The organism is Chitinophaga sp. (genome assembly GCF_039596455.1).
In the GTDB taxonomy this organism is placed as follows: Bacteria; Bacteroidota; Bacteroidia; order Chitinophagales; family Chitinophagaceae; genus Chitinophaga.
Genome location: NZ_JBCNJR010000011.1, coordinates 120,956 through 141,759 on the forward strand (window position 1 = coordinate 120,956; position 20,804 = coordinate 141,759).

At 54.4% G+C, this 20,804-nt stretch carries 17 protein-coding genes; 12 read left to right on the forward strand and 5 right to left on the reverse strand.

The features are described from left to right. Window positions 1-437: 437 nt before the first annotated feature. Entirely contained in the window at window positions 438-3,026 is a 2,589-nt protein-coding gene (locus tag ABDW36_RS24510) for a glycoside hydrolase family 2 TIM barrel-domain containing protein (protein ID WP_343704581.1), read from the reverse strand. Then, on the reverse strand, window positions 3,023-6,304 hold the full coding sequence (locus ABDW36_RS24515) for a DUF5107 domain-containing protein (protein ID WP_343704582.1): 3,282 nt from the start codon (window positions 6,302-6,304) through the stop codon (window positions 3,023-3,025). The genes ABDW36_RS24510 and ABDW36_RS24515 overlap by 4 nt, the downstream gene beginning before the upstream one ends. 181 nt (window positions 6,305-6,485) lie before the next feature. On the opposite strand from ABDW36_RS24515, the gene ABDW36_RS24520 reads away from it, so the two are divergent. Genes ABDW36_RS24520 through ABDW36_RS24540 form a run of 5 tightly spaced genes read left to right on the forward strand, consistent with a single transcriptional unit; the run spans window position 6,486 to window position 12,750 of the window. Then, window positions 6,486-7,373 carry an AraC family transcriptional regulator gene (locus tag ABDW36_RS24520; RefSeq protein ID WP_343704583.1) on the forward strand — a complete coding sequence of 296 codons (888 nt, stop codon included), beginning with the start codon at window positions 6,486-6,488 and terminating at the stop codon, window positions 7,371-7,373. Between the two features lie 54 nt (window positions 7,374-7,427). Then, window positions 7,428-8,768, forward strand: coding sequence for a sugar porter family MFS transporter (locus ABDW36_RS24525; protein WP_343704597.1), 1,341 nt, complete (start codon window positions 7,428-7,430; stop codon window positions 8,766-8,768). Between the two features lie 56 nt (window positions 8,769-8,824). Beyond that, the gene (ligD, locus tag ABDW36_RS24530) at window positions 8,825-10,783 is read left to right on the forward strand and encodes a DNA ligase D (protein WP_343704584.1); all 1,959 of its coding nucleotides are present in this window, start codon (window positions 8,825-8,827) and stop codon (window positions 10,781-10,783) included. 41 nt (window positions 10,784-10,824) lie between these two features. Beyond that, window positions 10,825-12,189: a PLP-dependent aminotransferase family protein gene (locus ABDW36_RS24535; protein WP_343704585.1), complete on the forward strand. Its 1,365-nt coding sequence runs from the start codon at window positions 10,825-10,827 to the stop codon at window positions 12,187-12,189. Between the two features lie 54 nt (window positions 12,190-12,243). Further along, a complete protein-coding gene (locus tag ABDW36_RS24540) occupies window positions 12,244-12,750 on the forward strand; it encodes a hypothetical protein (protein WP_343704586.1) in 507 nt (168 codons plus the stop codon). 4 nt (window positions 12,751-12,754) lie between these two features. On the opposite strand, the gene ABDW36_RS24545 is transcribed toward ABDW36_RS24540, so the two are convergent. From ABDW36_RS24545 to ABDW36_RS24555, 3 genes are read right to left on the reverse strand one after another with little or no spacing between them, the layout of a single operon-like run. Next, window positions 12,755-12,991 (reverse strand): hypothetical protein, encoded by a 237-nt coding sequence (locus tag ABDW36_RS24545; protein WP_343704587.1) that lies wholly within the window; start codon window positions 12,989-12,991, stop codon window positions 12,755-12,757. 4 nt (window positions 12,992-12,995) lie between these two features. Further along, on the reverse strand, window positions 12,996-13,592 hold the full coding sequence (locus tag ABDW36_RS24550; protein WP_343704588.1) for a class I SAM-dependent methyltransferase: 597 nt from the start codon (window positions 13,590-13,592) through the stop codon (window positions 12,996-12,998). Window positions 13,593-13,595: 3 nt separating this feature from the next. Beyond that, the gene (locus ABDW36_RS24555) at window positions 13,596-14,171 is read right to left on the reverse strand and encodes a hypothetical protein (RefSeq protein WP_343704589.1); all 576 of its coding nucleotides are present in this window, start codon (window positions 14,169-14,171) and stop codon (window positions 13,596-13,598) included. 165 nt (window positions 14,172-14,336) lie between these two features. Here ABDW36_RS24555 and ric point away from each other — a divergent pair, with 165 nt between their 5' ends. The 7 genes from ric (at window position 14,337) to ABDW36_RS24590 (ending at window position 20,655) form a co-directional block, all read left to right on the forward strand. Next, window positions 14,337-15,089 (forward strand): iron-sulfur cluster repair di-iron protein, encoded by a 753-nt coding sequence (ric, locus tag ABDW36_RS24560; protein WP_343704590.1) that lies wholly within the window; start codon window positions 14,337-14,339, stop codon window positions 15,087-15,089. Between the two features lie 99 nt (window positions 15,090-15,188). Continuing rightward, window positions 15,189-15,662 (forward strand): cytochrome c, encoded by a 474-nt coding sequence (locus ABDW36_RS24565; protein ID WP_343704591.1) that lies wholly within the window; start codon window positions 15,189-15,191, stop codon window positions 15,660-15,662. Between the two features lie 27 nt (window positions 15,663-15,689). Beyond that, the gene (gene nosZ / locus ABDW36_RS24570) at window positions 15,690-17,669 is read left to right on the forward strand and encodes a Sec-dependent nitrous-oxide reductase (protein ID WP_343704592.1); all 1,980 of its coding nucleotides are present in this window, start codon (window positions 15,690-15,692) and stop codon (window positions 17,667-17,669) included. A 52-nt stretch (window positions 17,670-17,721) separates the two neighbouring features. Continuing rightward, window positions 17,722-18,306, forward strand: a complete 585-nt coding sequence (locus ABDW36_RS24575) for a hypothetical protein (protein WP_343704593.1) — start codon at window positions 17,722-17,724, stop codon at window positions 18,304-18,306. Further along, on the forward strand, window positions 18,303-18,716 hold the full coding sequence (locus ABDW36_RS24580) for a nitrous oxide reductase accessory protein NosL (RefSeq protein ID WP_343704594.1): 414 nt from the start codon (window positions 18,303-18,305) through the stop codon (window positions 18,714-18,716). Before ABDW36_RS24575 ends, ABDW36_RS24580 begins: the two co-directional genes overlap by 4 nt. Beyond that, window positions 18,716-19,939 carry a nitrous oxide reductase family maturation protein NosD gene (nosD, locus tag ABDW36_RS24585; RefSeq protein ID WP_343704595.1) on the forward strand — a complete coding sequence of 408 codons (1,224 nt, stop codon included), beginning with the start codon at window positions 18,716-18,718 and terminating at the stop codon, window positions 19,937-19,939. Before ABDW36_RS24580 ends, nosD begins: the two co-directional genes overlap by 1 nt. Next, a complete protein-coding gene (locus tag ABDW36_RS24590) occupies window positions 19,936-20,655 on the forward strand; it encodes an ABC transporter ATP-binding protein (RefSeq protein ID WP_343704596.1) in 720 nt (239 codons plus the stop codon). The genes nosD and ABDW36_RS24590 overlap by 4 nt, the downstream gene beginning before the upstream one ends. Window positions 20,656-20,804: the final 149 nt, after the last annotated feature.

The window sequence follows — 20,804 nt, forward strand, 5'->3', positions numbered from 1 at the left end:
TAGTTGCAGAAAGTCAACATTAAACAAAGCAACAAATTCTTCTTCCAATTGCAGTGTAAGTCACTTAATACCATAGATATAGGATGGGTTTACATTCTTTCAAGCTAGGATGACTCTTTATTTGGCTACCATACAATGTTCCTGGTTCGTGGATCTTGGGCTTCAGTTACGGTTTAACAAACACAACGAGGCAGAGAGTCCATTAGTTACAGGCTTCCAGGTATAAGATGATCAATCTTTAAATAAAACAATAAATTCCAGAAAAGCAAACTTTCCTGCCGGCCTTTCCTAAAACCGGGACCAAATTCTTAATCGAAGGAGGTCAGATATCAGCCACTATATTGCACAAGGGGCCCCTTCGTCAAAAACAAAAGAAAATATCCCGGGTTATCATAGTTCCACGTTTTCCCCGGGATATACTGATCAAAATATCTTCATTACTTCCCTTTCAACAGGGCCGTCAAATCATTGGCGGTAATAGTGGCAGCCGGGTTGAACGCGGCAGACTGCATATATTGCTGCAGGCTGTAACGCAATTGCCGGGCTACAATTCTCTTGTCCAGCTGCGCGCTGATGTCTGCCGTGCACAGCAGCAGGCGGCCTTTGCCCACACGCGCTTCGAACAGCATGCCCAGGCGGCGGTTCTTCACAAAATTGTCTATCACCTGTACCACGGGCTTCCAGTTGGGCAGAGCGTCATACACTACTGCTTTGGAGCGCATCACCAGGTCCCACCATTGCCAGTTGGTATGGAACTCTGTAGGGAACGCGGCCAGCGCGGGATGCGCCGTATCTGCCAGCAGGCCCATTGTACCGGGCTGGTCAGGGAAATGCACAGGGCTCCAGAACACGGACGTAAAGCGGCCGGGAATGCCTTGTATGGCAGCCGTATCAGGGTTCAGCAATACCGTTTTACCGGCGTTAAGTGCGGCCAGCGCACTGTCTGCAGAGCGGGTGAACACAATGCCGGGAGCGGCAAGATCAACCCTGGCGGGATACACCCAGATGCTCCACTGGTTGGTGTAAGGCGTGCCTTCCAGGTACAGTCGCACGTTCAGGCGCGTGGCGGCGGTTACATGGCTGAGGGCATGTTTGATGTTGCCGGTGCCTGCGGCAAGCTGTTTGCCCTTATCATCACTGATGGCCCAGCGGAGTTGGGCAGTGCTGTAATTTTTACCGCTGAAGTTGGCCAGTTCCGCTTTGGCTTCAAAAGTTTCGGCCGATGTGTACGTGGCTTTTTCGAAACGAAGCAGCGGCACAACGGAGGAGCAGAACTCGCGGAAAGCTTCCGGCGTTACCAGGCCCTTGCTTTCCCAGAAGGCGTTCAGCAGGCCTACGAGCGCGGTGCCCTGGCCGGGGAAGTCTTGCAGGTCAAGCAGCTGGAAGCCACTGAAGCCCGGCGTTTTGAGGGCCCTTTCAATTTCTTCCTTATACAGCAGCACGGCCAGTTTACCGCTGGCTTTGGTGAAATCTGCGGCCTGGTGCAGCAGGTTGCGCTGCTGCAGGTGGTGGCGGACGGATTTCATGTTGAGCGGGTCCAGCACGCCGGTGTATTTATCAATCTCGCTCATGTCGGGAAACACGGAGTACTGCCCTATTTCATGCGATATAATGGGCACAGGCATGCTGTCTATCGGGGCGGAATAGTCTTTCAGGAAGTCAGGCGTTTTGGTATTGAAAATACCTTGTCCGCGTACCCATCCTTTATTCGTCCATTGCGTTACAAAAAAGTCGTCTTCTTTCAGGGGCCAGCCGCCGTAGCCTTTCTGGAAGGTGAAGGTGGTGGTGGCGTAAAGGCGCCTGTTATCCTGCTTCTTCAGGGCATCTGTGAGCTGCTGCAGCCATTTGAAATCTCCCTGCAGCTCGTTGCCCATAGACCAGAGGCAGAAAGAGGGGTGGTTGCCGTAGCTGGCCATGATGCGCTGTGCTTCCTCTTTCAGGAAGCGGAGCGTGGCTGTATCTTCTCCCACGTTAAGCGCCCACAGGGGCAGCTCTACCTGCAGGTAAAGGCCCATGGAGTCCGCCACCTGGAAAGCCGCTTCAGGCGGGCACCAGGAGTGGAAACGAACATGGTTGAGGCCATAATCCCGCACTACGGAAAACTCCTTGACCCAGCCTTCTTTTGTCATAGGCGGATGGCCGGTGAGCGGGAATATGTTACAGTCAAGCGTACCGCGCAAAAAGATGCGGCGGCCGTTGAGGTAAAGCAGGCCGTTCTTGTGACTGATCTCGCGGATGCCGAACTGTACCGGCGCGCCGTTTACTTCCAGTGTGTAGAGATGGGGATTGAACTCGTCCCAATACGCCGGTTCGCTGTTCAGCGGCAGGTAGCTCTCCCCTGCCTTCACCTTTTTGGCGGCCAGCAGCTTGCCGTTCCGCAGCAGCCGCAGATCAGCGGAAGATGAAGCGGTTACGCGCACCCGTTTCTGCGCAGGCTCCGGGTAGATCTGCACCTGCGGTGCAGGCTTTTGCAGGCCGATGCGGCCAATGGCGCCGTTCCAGATAATTTGCGTTTCATCTGTATAGGCATGCGCCATCAGGCGGTGGCTGATATCGTAACGCCGTGAGTTGTCTATGCGCAGCACAATTACATGCTTGCCGGGTTTAAGGCCGGTGAAGCGGTGCGGCGTAGAAAGGCTTTCAGCCGAGCCCATCATTTTGCCGTCTATCCATACCGTGGTATGCCAGATCACGCGCTCCAGCAGCAGCTCGCTGTAACCGGCGGGCACTGTTACTTCCTTGCGGTACCAGGCCGCGCCTACGTAGCGGTGTTTACGCGTGAGGTGGAGCAGCGTGTCTTTAGCGGTGGGCGGCACTACCGGGTTGCCGTAGCCGGCATCATCCAGCGTGCCGGGCAGCTGAAGACGGCCGCTGAAAGCCTGGCGGTACCAGGCTTCCTGCAGGCCTTTGTTCTCCGGGTCAGGCCGGTATTCCCATTCCCCTTGCAGGGACAGGAATTGCGCGGCCGCCGGAATGTATAGTGCTAACAATAAAGACAAACATAACGTGACTTGTTTCAACTTCATGGGAATACTGTTTTTTGCTGATGTTTCATAAACGGGATCATTCGCTGGTGAAAGAGAATGCCTTCGTGATAGGCATCCAGCGCCAGGCCTTCATTGAAAAAGCGGTTCGCTTCAGGGTATTGCCCCAGCCCCAGGTGGCCCAGGGCTTTCAGGTACAGGCAATGCACCCGGTTGCGCTTGTCAAGTTCCTGGTCAAACACCAGCAGGTCCGGCAGTGAAACGGCAAAATAATCAATCCTGATATGATCGTTCAGGTGGGCATTACCGAAATTGATCAGCCGTTCAAATATGGCGTTGGCCTTGTCTGTTTCATCGAGTTGCAGCCAGGCCAGGCCCTGGTAGAATATCTTGTCAGGCTGCGGGTCATTGTAGAAAATGGCCTGCACGGGTTCGCTGATGCCTTCCGTGGCCAGCCTGAAGGCTTCCTGCGCCTGCTGCTGCAGCCCGGCGCCTTGCAGGGCCAGTCCCAACAGGTAATGACGGTCATTTTCCTGCGCACCGTACAGCTTGCCTTCTCCCAGGTTTTCCGGGTAGTCTGCACACTGCTCCAGTATGTCAAGCGCTTCATTGTACTGCCCGTTTACCAGCGCATCCTGCGCCAGCCCAATGTGACAGGTCATGAACTGCCTTACTACCTTGCCTTCTCCACCCTCCCAGGGATGGAACTTGCGGCCGGCCAGCATGCGGCGGGAGGTTTCAAAGGCGGCCTGCTGGTTGTGCAGGGCAATCCTTTCCAGGAACAGATCGTCACGGGAGGCTACCAGGGCCGGATATTTATCCAGCAACGCCACTCTTTCCTCACGGGGAATGTTGCAGATGCGGTACAGCTGGTCCAGCTCCATACATACGCGGGCGTCCGTTACGTCCAGCTCAAAGGCCCTGCGCAGGCATTCCAGCGCCTTGGCGGCATTGTCGCGTTTGTTGAACCATGCCAGTGACAGGTTGCGGAACACGGTGGGGAAAGTATTGTCTGCGGCGGCGGAGCGCTCCCAGGCGTCCATGGCCTCATTGTATTGTCTTTTGTCGTACCAGAGGTTACCCAGGTAATACCAGGCTTTGGCATCAGCAGGGTTGCGGCGCAGGGCTTCCTGCAAAATGCCGATCTCTTCCAGCCGGTGCGGGAAACAGCCGTCTGCAGGGGCCGCTGCGGCCTTTTTGAACCAGGCGGCAGCATTGGTATCATCTCCCAGCCGGGCGTAACACCAGCCCAGGTAATAGCTGCGCATGGGGTGCGTGGTATCAGGCACTTCCAGCAGCGCGGCGGCTTCTGTGTAGAAACCAGCGGCAGCATAATCCAGCGCGTACTCAAAATAAGTATGCACACGGACGGGTTGCGGCGCTACGGCGTTGGCAAGCAGCTGCAGTTCGAAGTGGCAGCCGTAGTTGAACGGGTCTATGGCTACAGATTGCTTCGCAAATTCCGTTGCGGCCGCTGTTTGTCCCAGTTTGCGCAGCAGCACTGTTTTCAGGTGGCGCACGCTGTGCCCGTGGTAGTTACCCAGGAGCGATTGTTCTGCCAGTTCCAGCGCTTCTGCGTATTGGTGCTGCCGCGCATGGATGCGGGCCAGCATAAAGAATGCGGCAGACTGCCAGGCGCCGTTCCAGGCGGCTTTGTACAGGGCGGCGGTGGCCTCCTGCAGCCGGTCTGTCAGCATCAGGCAATTGCCCAGGTGGTAATAGGCTTCCCCATCTGCCGGGTTGGGGTTGCGCAGGGTAACGCGGGCAATGGCGCGGTTAAAATACGGCTCGGCTTTGGCAAACTGCCCGCGGCGCAGGTACCAGAGGCCCATGGCGTTGTTGCAGCGGGCATCTCCCTCATCACGGCGCAGCGCTTCTTCGTAATAATCTTTGGCGGAATAGGTGGCATGGCGGTATTGCTCAATATGCAGGCCATGCAGGTACAGCAGCTCAATGCTTTCCACTTCCTGCGGCGGCGGCGCCGGTGTGGCCGGTTTGGCCACAAAGTCTGACTGCTGCGGGGCGGAGTTGTAGCGCACCAGCGTTTTGCCGCCGGCCTCCTGTACCTCCAGCACCAGATCTGCGCCGGTAACGTTCACCTTTGTTTCGAACGGCGTTTCGGGCGCCAGGTCTGTTACGGTTTCGAATACAATTTTATCTCCGGAGCGCAGGATGATCTTTGCGGCGTTGTAACGGGCGGTGGCATAGGCTTTGATCACCGTTTGCCCTTTATCCTCTTCCAGGTTCACCATGGCCTCTTTGGTAGCGTTTTTGACAAGACCGGTGTTGGCATAGGGCATGAAGTATTGTGTAAAACGTTTCTCCTCGTTGGGTTGCAGCCAGGAGAAATCGGGCTGGTTATCTGTATACACCCCGGTCATGATCTCTATGTACGGGCCGTCTTCGTCTGTTAGGTTACGGTCCCAGGCCTTGCCGAAATCTCCGTTACCCCAGGTCCATTGTTTTTTACCGGGAGAAATGTGGTGATTGGCCACGTGCAGCACGCCCGCGCCGGTATCATGCTCATACCCGCCAATAAAGTCGTAGTCTGAATGCATGGCCATGTACGATGTAGGCACGGGTATGTTCCTGTAGCGGGAAATGTCTGTACCCGGCGAGTAGTCTACTTTATAGTAAGTGCCGATGGCAATGGGAAAATCAGACACGTCACGCTTGCCGTGGTCAAATACGGCATGCACATCTGGCGGGAACACTGACTGGTAATGGTCATTCACCTTCACCGCGGGGTTGGCCCACCATAAAAAGGTTTGCGGCAGCGCGGTGCGGTTGTAGAGATGTCCTTTGATCTCCAGGTAGGCCTTGCCGGGGTAGAGCGTAAACTCCACGAGGCCTTTGGTGCGGAACATCAGCTCCACTTCGTTCATCAGGGCTGTTTTACTGCCGTCCGCGTTCTCGCGGATAGTGCAGTCTACCGCCTCAAAGGTGCTGGGACGGTGGTGTTGCGGCCAGTTGAACTCGATGCCGCCTGATATCCAGGGACCGGTGAGGCCCACCAGCGCGGGTTTGATCACCTGGTTGTAATACACAAAATGGCGTTCTCTCACTTTGTCCCAGGCCATATGCACCCTGCCTCCCAGTTCCGGCAGCAGCATAATTTTCAGGTACTCGTTTTCGAGGAACACGGCATTGTAAGGGCGGTCTTCCTTCTCGTCCAGTATCTTTTCAATAACGGGATTGGGGTACACCACACCACTGCTGCCCTGGTACACTCTTTTCTCCAGGAACATCGGGTTCTTTTCCGGCTGTCCGGTACCGTAGGTGGGCAACATAACTGTTTCTTTCCAGGCTTTTACCTCCATAATATTTCGGGCTTGATTATGTGTTCAAATTTATTACCGGCCGCAGGCGCATACAATGGAGGAACTATTGGAAAAGATGGATTATTTTATGGAACTTAGGGGCGTGAAAAGTTGAAAAGACGAATATGAACATGATGAAACGAAGTTCCATTAGACCTTTGAAAAAGACAAACACGCACTAATGAAAAAGAAAGAAGGTTTTGAAGGACAGGAGGCCATTGTGCTGCCGCGCAAGGTCATTGCCGGCTGCCTTGAACATCCGCTGCTGCGTTCGTTGTTCATTACAGACATCGGCTACTACCCCCGTGCAAAGTTCCATTACCGGGAGCGGCGCCAGGGCAGCGAGCAGCATATTCTTATCTATTGTGTAGACGGCAGCGGCGGCTGCACCATCAACGGGGAAGAGTACGCCATCAACCCGTTCAACTTCCTGCTGGTACCCTCCGGCGCCACGCACAGTTACTGGGCATCAGAAAATTCTCCATGGTCTATTTACTGGATGCACTTCAAGGGGCCCATGGGCAACCAGCTGGCCAGGATGCTGCATGAACGGATGCAGACGGGGCAGAACTATGTAAAGTATAATGAAGACCAGGTACGTATTTTTCATAATATGTACCGTCACCTGCAAAGCGGGTACAGCATAGACAATCTTTCGTTCTGCAGCCTCAGCCTGCATTACTTCCTCTCTTCTTTCCTGTACCCCGACAAGTTCAGCCTGCTCAAACAGGAGGCAGGCTCAGACCCGGCGGAAGATGCCATCGAGTTCCTCCGGGAAAACATTGCCAACTCCCTGAGCCTGCAGGAAGTAGCGGCCGCCGTGAACCTTTCCACCTCCCACTTTTCCAGCATTTTCCGGAAAAAGACCGGCTTCTCCCCCATGGAATATTTCAATCACCTGAAAATGCAGAAGGCCTGCCAGCTGCTGCAGTTCACCACGTTAAGGGTGAGCGAGATAGGCCAGGCGGTGGGAATAGAGGACCAGTACTACTTTTCACGGCTCTTCCATTCGCTGATGGGCCTCTCTCCGCGGGAGTACCGCAATAAAAAAGAGATCAGGCCATCGTAAAAAAGTCCATCTATTTCAGGCAATATTCCAAACAGCCAACATCCGCTTCGGTTTATCTTAGAGCCAGTTATGAAGAAACAGTTCCACATTCTGCTTATCAGCCTCGTAGCCGCGTTTGGCGGCCTGCTTTTTGGATTCGACATTGCCGTTTTTTCCGGCACCATTCCATTTATACAACCGTATTACGATCTCAGCAGCGCGCAGCTGGGCTGGACCGGCAGCTCCCTCTACGTGGGCTGCTTCATTGGCTCCCTGGTAACCGGCGTGCTCACAGACCGTTTTGGGCGCAAGCCGCCGCTGATTGCCGCCGCGTTCATCTTCTCCGCGTCCAGCATCATGATGGGCTGGGCCTCTTCTTACGAAAGCCTGATTGCCTGGCGCATTCTGGCCGGCGTAGCCGTGGGCGGGGCCTCCATCCTTTCACCTTTATATATTGCGGAAGTTAGCCCCGCCGCCATCCGCGGCCGCATGGTGTCTGTTAACCAGCTCACTATTGTAATAGGCATACTGCTGGCTTATCTCAGCAACTACCTGCTGGCCGGCGCGGAAGATAACTGGCGCTGGATGTTCACTTCCGGCGCCATACCTGCCACCCTCTTTTTTATCTGTGTGTTCTTTGTGCCGGAAAGCCCCCGCTGGCTCTTCTCCAAAGGCCGCCGGGAAGAAGGCATGGCCGTACTCACCCGCATATCAGGCCAGGATGAAGCACGGCAGGAAGTGCAGCAGATAGACAAAACGCTGAACACAGAAAAAGGCAGCTTCCGCGACCTCTGGAAAAAAGGCGTACGCTTTGTGGTGATACTGGGCATTGTGATTGCCGTATTCCAGCAGATATCCGGCGCCAACGCCGTGTTCTTCTACGCGCCTATCATCTTCGAAAAAGCCGGCATGGACGTCAACGACCAGTTGTTCCAGCAAATACTCATCGGCGCCACCAACCTGGTGTTCACGCTGGTGGCCATGCGCCTGGTAGACCGCTGGGGCCGCAAAAAGCTGATGCAGGGCGGGTCTCTGCTCATGGCTTTCTGGTTGCTGGTGATAGGCCTTTGTTATTACTTCAACTTCTTCTCCGGCGTCTGGCTCACCGGTTTCGTAATGGCGTTCATTGCCACTTACGCCACTACCCTGGCGCCGGTAACCTGGGTGCTCATTTCCGAAATATTCCCTACCAAGGTAAGAGGTATGGCCATGGCCGTGGCAACCGCCGCGCTGTGGGCCGCCTGCTTTGCGCTGGCGTACGGCTTCCCCGTGCTCATTGCCGCGCTCAGCCCGCATGAAACATTCTTCCTCTTTGCAGGCATCTGCTTTGTGTATTTCCTGGTACTGAAAAGGTATGTGCCCGAAACCGGCAACAAAACGCTGGAAGAAATAGAAATGGCCATGGCCGTGCATTAACAGTTATCACCGCGCCACGGCTGTTAAAAAGGTACGCTTTATGCTGTAGCTCCCGTATGGCAGTTACCGCTTCACAGATCATTCCTCCCATGCTGGCCACCCTGGTGAACAAACCCTTTGATGAACCGGGCTGGCTGTACGAAGTGAAATGGGACGGCTACCGCGCCGTGGCGTATTGCAACAAAGGCAAGGTGGAGCTGCTTTCCCGCAACAACAAGTCTTTCAACACCAAATTTTACCCCGTCTACAACGCGCTGCAACAATGGAAAGTCAACGCGGTGGTAGACGGGGAAATTTGTGTGCTGAACAACGAAGGCATTGCCCATTTCGGTTCCCTCCAGAATTGGCGCAGCGAGGCAGACGGCGAGCTGGTGTATTATGTGTTTGACCTGTTGCGCCTGAACGGCCGCAGTCTGCTTAACAAACCCCTTGCAGAAAGGCGGGAGCAGCTACGGCAGCTAATGCCACCCGCCGGCATCGTCAGGCTGAGCGAAAACTTTGAAAGCTCCGCCACGGAGTTCCTGGAAGCGGCCGGCAAGATGGGGCTGGAAGGCATTATTGCGAAGAAGGCAGACAGCACCTACCTGCCCGGCGAGCGCACCCGCAACTGGCTGAAAATAAAAACGGCCAGAAGGCATGAAGTGGTCATTGGCGGTTATACGAAGAACGAGAACAGCCCCAAACCGTTCAGCTCATTACTGGTGGGGGTATACGAAAACGGGCAGCTGCAGTACACCGGTAAAATAGGCACCGGCTTCAACAGTAACCAGCAAGCCTCCATGATGGCGCTTTTCAAAACCCGCACGGTCAAAAAAAGCCCCTTCACCACGGTACCGGACGTCAACAAACCATCCCGCTTCCGCCCTGACCCGCCAAAGGCAACGGCCGTTTGGCTGAAGCCTGACCTGGTATGTGAAGTGAGCTATGCGGAAATAACGGCAGACGGGGTCATGCGCCATCCGTCTTTTGAAGGGCTGCGCAGCGACAAAAAAGCGACGGAAGTGAACGCAGAAAAAGCAGTAGCGCCTGAACAGGTGCTGCCCGGCAAAATACCGCTGCAAAAGCCCGGTAAAGCAGAACGTAAAACTCTGCTCAACCCCACGGAGTCTACACAGGTGAAAAAAGTGAACGGCCACCCGCTCACATTCAATAACCTCGGAAAGGTATACTGGCCCGGAGAAGGTTATACGAAGCGGGACATGCTGAATTACTACTACCAGGTAGCGCCGTACATCCTGCCCTATATCATCAACCGGCCGCAATCCCTCAACCGCTACCCCAACGGCATCAAGGGCAAAAGTTTTTACCAGAAAGATGTAACCGGCACGGCGCCGGAGTGGCTGAAGCAGGAGCCCTACACCACCAACGAGGGTGAGCACAAGAATTTTATGGTGCCTGAAAACGAAGCCGGCCTGCTCTGGATGGCCAACCTGGGCGCTATTGAGATCAACCCATGGAACAGCACCGTGCTTACGCCAGACCACCCTGACTGGTGCTGCCTTGACCTTGACCCTGACAAGGGCAATACCTTTGAGCAGGTGATCACCACCGCCCAAACCGTAAAAGCCGTGCTGGACGAGTTGAAAATAAAAGGATATCCCAAAACCTCCGGCTCCACCGGCATCCACATCTACATTCCGCTCAATGCAAAATATACCTACGATGAGTGCCAGTTGTTCGGCAAGCTCATAGCCAAACAGGTACATGAGCGCCTGCCGAAGTTCACCAGCATTGAACGCTTTACCCGTAACCGGAAAGGAAAGATCTACATAGACTACCTGCAGAACCGCCCCAAAGCCACGCTGGCCGCGCCTTACTCCCTGCGACCCAAACCCGGCGCCACGGTGAGCATGCCGCTGCATTGGGAGGAGGTGAAGAAGGGGTTGCAGCTGAAAGACTTCAACATTGCCAACAGCATGGCGCGGGTCAAAAAAGAAGGAGACCTGTTCAAACCCGTGCTGGGAAAAGGCGTAAACATCCGGCAGGTATTGCGGCGGCTGGAGAAAGCGCGGTAGCGCGGCTAACGCAACAGCTGAATTTGCCCTACATTTGACGGATGAAGCAGCCCCGCCATCATACCTTTACGGCCACCATTGAGCAAAAGATCAAAAGCGGCGCTTACCCTCCCGGCCACCGCCTCCCTTCCGTGCGGGAAATTATGGCGCAATACAGGCTCAGTGCAACCACCGTGCAAAGCGGATATGAGCACCTGGTGATCAGCGGCCTGGTGGAAAGTATTCCCAAATCAGGTTATTACGTAAGCGGCACACAGCCGGTGATCAGCATACCGCCGCCCGTGGTGGAGCGGGATGCCACCTATCTTCATAAGCTCTCCCTCATTACCTCCCGGCATGCGGGCCGCCACGCTTCCACAGCATTTAACGTAGCCGCGCCCGGAGACCTGCTGATACCGCAAAAATTGCTGCTGCGCACCATGCAGCAGGTGATACGTGAACAGGGCGCTTCCCTGCTCCGGTATGATGCGCCCACGGGAAACGCTTCCCTTCGCCAAAGCATCAGCCTGCATCTTTCGCAACATCACACCATGGTGCATGCGGACGAGCTGCTCATCACAGACGGCGCGTTGCAGGCCCTCTATATAGCGCTGGCCGCCGTATGCCGCCCCGGTGATGTGGTGGCCGTTGAAAGCCCCTGCGTCTTTTCCGTGCTGGAAGTACTGCAGGTAATGCATTTGCAGGTGCTGGAAATACCGGCGCCTTTTCAGCCGGATGCGCTGGAAGAAGCCTGCGGCCGCCTGAAAGCGCGGGCCATCATTGTAACGCCCAACTTCCATAACCCCACGGGAGCGCTGCTGCCTGATGCCGGCAAACAGCAGCTGCTGGCCATTGCAGAAAAATACAATGTGCCCGTGATAGAGAATGATGTTTACGGAGACCTTCATTTTACGGGGCAGCGCCCTTCCAATCTTAAAATGTTCGACCGCCAGGGCCTTGTGCTCACCTATTCCTCTTTCTCCAAAACACTGGCGCCCGGCATCAGGCTGGGCTGGCTGGCGCCGGGGCGCTATTACAAAGAAGCGGAACAGGTACGTTTTTCACTTGGCAGCGCGGTGTCTCCCGTATACCAGGCCATGGTACAGAAACTGCTGGCCACCGGCAGCTACCAGCGGCACGTACGCACATTCAGGGCCAGGCTGGCCAGGAATGCCGCTGTTACCCAACAGCTGCTGGCCGCACATTTCCCGCAGAGCACTGTGTTCTCCCGGCCGGAAGGCGGCTACAGCATGTGGGTGGAAATGCCTGCGGGAACTGACATGCAGCGCTGCTACGAACATTTCACGCCGGGTTACAATTTTACGCTCACCGCCTCCTTCCGTCACTGTTTCCGCCTGGTGTTCGCTGAACCGTATACGCCCGCACGCAAAGCCGCCATACAGGCCGCTGCGCAACTGTACCGCTGAGTTGTGCGCCAACTGTATCAGTACCGTGCCGGCGCAGGCGCTATCTTTGCCCGTATGGAAAAGCTTGTCACAAAATTTGTTGTAGCGGTTGAAAACACGCTTGCAGACCTTTGCTACCTGGGCCGCGCCGTGAGCATGGAGCAATATGCGGGGCTGGTGAGCCCGGAAGTGCTGGAGCAATATATTGCCGGCCGTTATAATGAAAAAACGCTTACTGACAGCATCAATAATTTTTCAAATCAATGGCTGGTAACCTACGCGGGCCCAGAACCAGTAGGTTTTGCCTGCCTCAGCGCCAAAGGGAAAAAACCGGCGGCCCTGCACGATACGCGGAGCATAGGCATTACCACTTTCGGTCTGTTGCAGGCATTCCATGATCAGCCGCAACTGCCGCAAAAATTGATGGAGCTGGGCAGGCCCTACCCTGCCATGTGGCTGACCGTATACGCAGAAAGCCCGCTAACGGGCTATTTTGAGAAATTTGGCTTTGTGAAAGGAGAAACTGTACAACAAGGCCAGGGAGAGCTGCCGCTCCCCTTTATATACCTGCTGAAAGCATAACCGCTCAGGCCACCTGCGGCACACCCGGCTTGTAGAGCAGCATCAGCGCATAACGCAGGCGGCTCCACTGCTCGCTGGTGCACTCCAGCGGGGAAATGTTTTCAATAGCGGCAAGCAGGGTGCCTGCTTTATCTGTGGCGGAGGATTGTTTGATACTGGTGATGATGGGCCTTACCTGCTCATTGGTACCGGCCTTTTTGATCTGCTCAATAGTTTGCAACACGAATTGATCTGTTGTCATGGTTTTATCTTTTGATCCACATTTTTAACTGCAAGTCGTCAGAAACATACACCACCTGGAAAGCAGGCGGCACCTCATCCTGCAGGCTATGGAACGTTACCAGCCGCGTACCGGCGGGTTTACGCTCCAGCGCCCGGTAAAGGTACCGGCAATACTGAATGTAAAAATTGGTGGAATATGCAACCTCCTCGTCTATCCGGTCATTATCGTCCAGGTTTTCGAAGAAGGAATTATAGAAGTAAAAATTGTCGTAAGAAGAGAGATCGATGCGGGTGAAATTGTCGTGTATAAATTCCACGTTATTCACCTGCGCTACGTCTTTGGCTGCGAGTGCATATTGGTGAAGGCCATAACGTTGCTCCACGCCGTAAAAGGTGGCCTGCGGCTGAAAGTGAGCGGCCGCGAGGCAGAACTTGCCTACGCCGCTGCCAACGTCCAGTATTTTTTTGCCCGGCCCGTCTGCCAGGAACGCTGCTGCCTGTTCGGCTATGGCGAGCGGCGTCCAATGGCGCTTGGACAGCTCGCGGACCTTTTGCGGATACAGCCAGTCAAAAGCCGCATCATTGGCAAAGTATCCCCGTTTTAACAGTGTTTTCTCCACGCACTAGTTTTTTTGGGTGCGCACCAGTTCCTTGTATTCATCAGGACTGAGCAGCGGAGCATTGTTGAAAAACTTGGAAGGGCTGATGAAGAACAGCCACCCTCTGTCCTGCGGGCTTTCAAGCACCAGGTTCAGGTTGCCGTTGAGTTGCTGGTTTTGCCCTAAATAGTTGCAGTTAACGGGTGCGTGTATGGGAATGACCTTTTTCCCCGCGTGGATTTCCGCAATTAAAGTGCCTTTTTTGATTTGCCCCCGGAGGTGGCGCCACTTTATATCATCAATTTCTTTTATACCTTTGAGTTTCCAGGCAGAAATACCCACAAACCCAACCGTCCCGTTCACGTCCATCCACTCATGTTCCGGCGTAAATTGCATGCCGGGACGTGAAATAGTTGATACTTTCATGGTGCAAAGGTACTGCTTTTTCTTGTCTTTTGAAAGCCCCGCCTGTTCTCCTGCCTTCCTGCCGTGGCAAACAGGCGTTTTGTACCTCATTTTACGACAATTGTACCAGCCTCCCGTTTCCTCTTCATGATTGTTGTCAATGCCCGGAATGACGGAAATTATGGCCTTTTTCAAAGCCCCTGTATTTACCGGCCCTGCTTCCATTCCTCTTCAACCGGCCGCCGTCAGCGCTTCGGCAAATTAAAGACAGTCATATCCTTTAATAGCGGATTTAACATAGCTTTGGTATATAATTAAAGACAAACACATCCTTTATATAAGCTCATAAAACACGCAATCATGGAAAATCTCGAAGAAGCCATCATTGGCCAGCTGGTGGCAGACAACTACCACACCGCCGCCATTTTCAAAAAATTCAATATCGACTTCTGCTGCAAGGGCAATATCAGTGTGGGTGAAGCCTGCCGGCAAAAGAACATCCCCCCTGCGCAGGTTGCGGCAGAACTGGCCAATGCACGCACGGCCGGGGCGGGCGCCACGGTAGATTATAACAGCTGGGGGCTGGATGTGCTGGCCAGCCACATCTGGCAAACACACCATGCCTATGTTGCAGAGCAGATACCGGTCATTACGCCCTTCCTGCACAAATTATGCAGCGTGCATGGCCAGGCGCATCCGGAGCTGCACGAAATACGCAACCTGTTTTCCGATGCGGCCGCGGAGCTGACCATGCACATGAAAAAAGAAGAAATGATGCTTTTCCCGTACATCCGGCAAATGGTAGCAGCAAAGCTGGAAGGCACCACTTGCCTGCCGCCGGTATTCGGCAGCATCATCAGCCCCATAGCTATTATGATGCACGAGCATAACCAGGAAGGCGAGCGCTTTGCCAGGATGACGGCGCTCAGCCATGATTTCACCCCGCCGCCAGATGCCTGCAATACCTACCGCGTTACCTACGGGCTGCTGCAGGAATTCAGGGATGATCTGCACCTGCACATTCACCTGGAAAACAATATCCTCTTCCCGAAAGCCGTGATCATGGAAGAGAATATGCGCAATGCCGGCGCCAGCTGCAGTGTTAAGCGCTGATAGCGCCAATCAGCATGACGGCTGACAGCCATCATTGCCCGCCGCCCGCATTACGGCAATCTTTACAAAAATTCCGCTATCACTTCATTAAACCTTTTTATGAAACATTTCCTCCTTACGCTCGCAACCGCATCTATATTGGCCGCCTGCGGCAGCAGCGAAAAACCGCCGGCCTCCCGGCCGGCCGCTGCAGACAATAGTATGGTAGATAACAAACCCGCCGCAACGGCCGACCCGAAAGGCATCGGCAAGTTCCGGGACGTGCCTTTGACCCACCCGCTTGATGAAGGCATGGTGCAGAAAGGTAAAGCCGTGGCCGATCTCAAGTGTACCTCCTGCCACCGCCTCACCGAAGAAAAACTGGTAGGCCCCGGCTGGAAAGGGGTTACAGACAGAAGAACGCCGGAATGGATCATGAACTTCATTACCAATGTTGACGAAATGCTGAATAAAGACCCGGAAGCGCAAGCCATGCTGGAAACATGTATGGTGAGAATGCCCAACCAGAACCTCTCTGACGAAGATGCGAGGGCTGTGCTGGAATTCCTCCGGAAAAACGACGGCAAGAACTGACATCCCTTCATCTAATAAACCTGTTATATGAAACTTTCACTTTTATTATTCACCCTGGCAGGCGCGGTGGCCATGCAAAGCTGCAAAATGAAAACCACCTCCTCCGCCGTAACCGGCGATGCGGCTGCACGCACCTACGTGGCGCCAGGCAAATATGACGAACTGTACAACTTCGTGTCTGGCGGCTTTAACGGCCAGGTATCTGTGTACGGCCTCCCCTCAGGCCGCCTGCTGAAACTGATACCGGTATTTTCCGTTCACCCGGAAAACGGCTACGGCTTCAGCGAAGAAACCAAACCCATGCTGCAAACCTCCTTCGGGTTTGTACCCTGGGACGATCAGCACCACCTGGCCCTCTCCCAGACAAACGGCGAGCATGACGGCCGCTGGCTCTTTGCCAACGCCAACAATACGCCCCGCGTAGCCCGCATTGACCTGACCACGTTCAAGACCATGGAGATCATTGAGCTGCCCAACAGCGGGGGCAACCACTCCTCTCCGTTCCTCACGGAAAACACAGAATACGTGATTGCCGGCACCCGCTTTGCCGTGCCGGTAGGCAACCAGGAGTCTGCGCTTGACAATGCTTCGTTCAAAAAGAACTTCAAAAGCACCGCGTCTTTCATCGGCATAGACAAAACCACCGGCCACATGAATGTCAGCTTCCAGATCATTCTGCCGGGTATGGACCTCGACCTGAGCCGCGCCGGTAAAGGCCCTTCTCATGGATGGTTCTTCTTCTCCACTTATAATACGGAACAGGCCAGCACCCTGCTGGAAGTAAACGCTTCCCGGAAGGACAAGGACTTCATTGTAGCCGTTAACTGGAAAAAAGCGGAAGAATACGTGAAAGCCGGCAAGGCCAGGAAAATGGCCACCGAATATTATCACAACACTTTTAACGAAGAAACGCATTCCGCCTCCTCTTCCGTTATTAAGGAAGTGCTGACGCTTGACCCTGAAGAGCTGGACGGCCTCGTTTACCTCATTCCCTGTCCCAAATCTCCCCACGGCTGTGACGTAGACCCCTCCGGCGAGTACATCGTAGGCAGCGGCAAGCTGGCCGCCCTTATACCTGTATTCTCTTATCAGAAATTCACCAAAGCCATTGCAGACAAAGCTTTTGAAGGAGAATACAACGGCATTCCCGTCATAAAATACGAAGCAGCGCTGCACGGCGAAGTGCAGAAACCCGGCCTGGGGCCTTTGCACACAGAGTTTGATGCCAATGGGAACGCATATACCTCCTTCTTCGTGTCTTCCGAAATAGTAAAGTGGAGCCTGAAAGACCTGCAGGTGCTTGACAGGGTGCCCACTTACTACTCCATTGGCCACCTGATGGTACCCGGGGGCGATACAAAAAAACCTTACGGCAAATACGTAGTGGCTTATAACAAGATCACCAAAGACAGGTACCTGCCCACCGGGCCGGAGCTGGCGCAAAGCGCGCAGCTGTACTCTATAGACGGGGAAAAGATGCAGCTGCTGCTGGATTTCCCGACCATCGGCGAACCGCACTATGCGCAAGCCATCCCGGCTGAAAAGATCCAGGCGCAGAGCGTGAAGTTCTTTGACATCAGCAAAAACAAGCACCCCTACCTCTCCGCCGGCGAAAAAGCCACCAAGGTAGTGCGGGAAGGCAATGTGGTGCATGTGTACATGACCGCCATCCGGTCACACCTCACGCCGGATAATATTGAAGGTGTGCAGGTGGGGGACGAAGTGTATTTCCATGTTACCAATCTTGAACAGGACTGGGACATTCCGCACGGCTTCGCCATCAAGCATGCTCCCAACGCTGAATTGCTGATCATGCCGGGAGAAACGTCTACGCTTAAATTCTCTCCTATTAAACCCGGCGTGTATCCCTTCTATTGTACAGACTTCTGCTCTGCCCTTCACCAGGAAATGCAGGGCTACCTCAGGGTGTCTCCCAAAGGCAGCAATGTGCCTTTAAAATGGGGTACCGGTGCAGAGGAAGCAGATGCGGCGGTAGCCACCAAATAATTATTCAAACGGGCAGCGCAGCGTAAAATGCGCTGCCCATTGCAGATAGCTCATGAACAAGTTAAGTTTGGTTGCCAAAGTCAGCATTGTGATAGCCATCGGCTGCATTGCCACGCTCTGGTTGGTGCCCATGTGGCGCATAGACCTGGCCGCACCGCAATACCCCGAAGGCATCTTCATGCAGATATGGATCAACGACATTAAAGGTGATGTAGACATCATCAACGGCCTTAACCACTACATTGGCATGAAAACCATTCACAAGGAAGACTTCCGGGAATTTGTGTACCTGCCCGTTGCGCTGGGCGTATTTTGCGTGCTGGGCCTGCTGGTGCTGCTGCGCAACCGGCGCTGGGCCTTCCATACCTGGACGGGCCTGCTGCTGGCCATAGCCGCTATTTCCATGTACGATTTCTGGAAATGGGAATATGAATACGGCCATCACCTTGACCCCTCAGCGCCCATCAAAGTGCCCGGCATGGCCTACCAGCCGCCGCTGATCGGGTATAAGAAGATGCTCAACTTTGAGGCGCTGTCTCAGCCGGATGCCGGCGGATGGTTTTTTATTGCGGCCGTTGTGTTGCTCACCGCGGTTGCTGTGTATGAATGGAAACGCGCTAAAAAAATAACATCATGAAATATGTAATGGCCGTACTGCTGGCTGCCGCCGGCCTGACAACGGGCTGCGGCCGGGCCTATGAACCGATAGACTATGGAAAAGACGCCTGCGCGCACTGTAAAATGACCATCATAGATGCCCGCTTTGCCGCGGAACTGATCACACCCAAAGGGAAAGTGTATAAGTTTGACGACATCAGCTGCATGCGTGCCCTCACCACTGAGCTGCCGGGCAGTATGCTGTTTGTGAACGATTACACCGCCACGCAGGTCACCCCGCTCAACGCCGCCACTGCCGTGTACCTCAAGCATGAATCTTTCAGCAGCCCGATGAACGGTAACCTGGCCGCCTTTGGCAGTACCGGGGCGGCAAAGCCGCTGCAAGACAGTCTTCAGCTTGAATTGCTCACCTGGGAAACGCTGCCGTAATGCTGATCAGGACCATCATATGTTGCCTGCTGCTGATGCCCGCCGCCCGCGCCGCCATCATCAAGACCGGCCCCTCCGCCCGCCTGCAGGAAGTGCTTGACAAAGCACAACCCGGAGACACCATTATACTGGGCCCCGGGCTGTACCGCCAGCATGATATTGTGATACGCAAGCCGCTCACCCTCATTGGCGACAACTACCCCGTGCTGGACGGTGAAAACAGCTACCAGTTGCTGACCGTAACAGCCGGCGGCACAGTGATAGAAGGCATTACCCTGCAACATACCGGCCGCAGCAGCCTTACAGACATGGCGGCCATCCGCCTGCAACAGGTCAGCCAGGTACAGGTGCGCAACTGCCGGTTCATCAACACCACCTACGCCGTGTACCTGCAAAACAGCACGCACTGCACCGTGTCACACAACCACATCAGCGGCGCTGCGGGCAATGAGTTGCAGGCCGGCAACGGCGTACACGCCTGGAAATGCAGCCACCTCCAGATACAGCACAACAATATCAGCGGCCACCGGGACGGCATTTATTTCGAATTTGTGACCGCTTCAGGGGTGTATTACAACCAGTCTTATAATAACATCCGGTACGGCCTGCATTTTATGTTCTCCCACAACGATGTGTACAGCCACAATACCTTCCGTGCAAACGGGGCCGGTGTGGCGGTGATGTATACCAAAGGCGTAACAATGTACAAGAACAACTTTTACCACAATTGGGGAGATGCGGCTTACGGTATACTATTGAAAGATATTTCAGACAGCCGCATCATCCTCAACAAGTTCCATAAAAATACCATCGGCATATTGATGGAAGGCAGCAGCCGTATTGATATTGCCGGCAACGAGTTCAGCGCCAACGGCTGGGCCATGCGTGTACAGGCCAATTGCGACAATAACAAGATCAGGATGAATAATTTCCTCGACAATTCTTTTGATGTAGCCACCAACGGCACCCTGATGCTCAACCGCTACGCATTCAATTACTGGGACAAGTACGACGGTTATGACCTTGACCGTGACGGGAACGGGGATGTGCCCCACTACCCCGTTAGCGTGTACGCCGTTCTTTCAGAAAGGATACCGGCTACTATGCTGCTGTACCGCAGCTTCCTGACCAACATTATGGACCAGGCTGAAAAAATGGTGCCTGCCATTATTCCTGACCAGTTGCGGGACAATACGCCCCGTACCAGAAAATGGAACTTATGATCCGGATAGAAAAACTCACCAAAACCTTCGGCCGTTTCAAAGCGCTTGACAATATCAGCCTGCAGCTGGAAAAAGGGCAGGTAGTATCCCTGCTGGGGCCGAACGGCTCGGGGAAGACCACGCTGATCAAATCCATCCTTGGGCTCACCATACCCGAAAAAGGCCATATCAGCATCCAGGGCAAACCGGTAGGGAAAGACGTGCGCTACCGCGCCGGTATCGGCTACATGCCGCAAATAGGCCGCTACCCAGACAATATGAGCATAGAGCAGGTCATCCATATGATCAAGGACGTGCGCAAAGAACAAACAAACTATGACGAAACGCTGTACTTCGGTTTTGGCCTGCATCATATCAGGCACAAGAAAATGCGTACCCTTTCCGGCGGCACCCGGCAAAAAGTAAGCGCATGCCTGGCTTTCCTTTTCAGGCCTGACATTTACATACTGGATGAGCCTACCGCCGGCCTCGACCCTGTTGCCAGCGAGCTGCTGAAAGAAAAGGTGGCCGCTGAAAGCGCGCGCGGAAAGCTGGTATTGATCACGTCTCATGTGCTCAGTGACCTGGACGGGCTCACCAGCCACATCATTTACCTGCAAGACGGGCGGCTGGTGTTCCATGAAAACGTGGAATACCTGCAGACGCTCACCGGGGAAACCAAACTGAATAAAGTCATTGCCGCTGTTATGCAAGCGCCAAAATTTCTGCCATGCTGACCATTACCCGATATGTACTGATAGACCTGCTGCGGAACCGGTCTGTGGCCGTGTACACACTGGTGCTGGCCCTGCTCTCCGTCAGCCTGCTCAGCCTGGAAAGCGGCAGCAGCAAGGCCCTGCTGAGCCTGCTGAATATTACCCTGCTG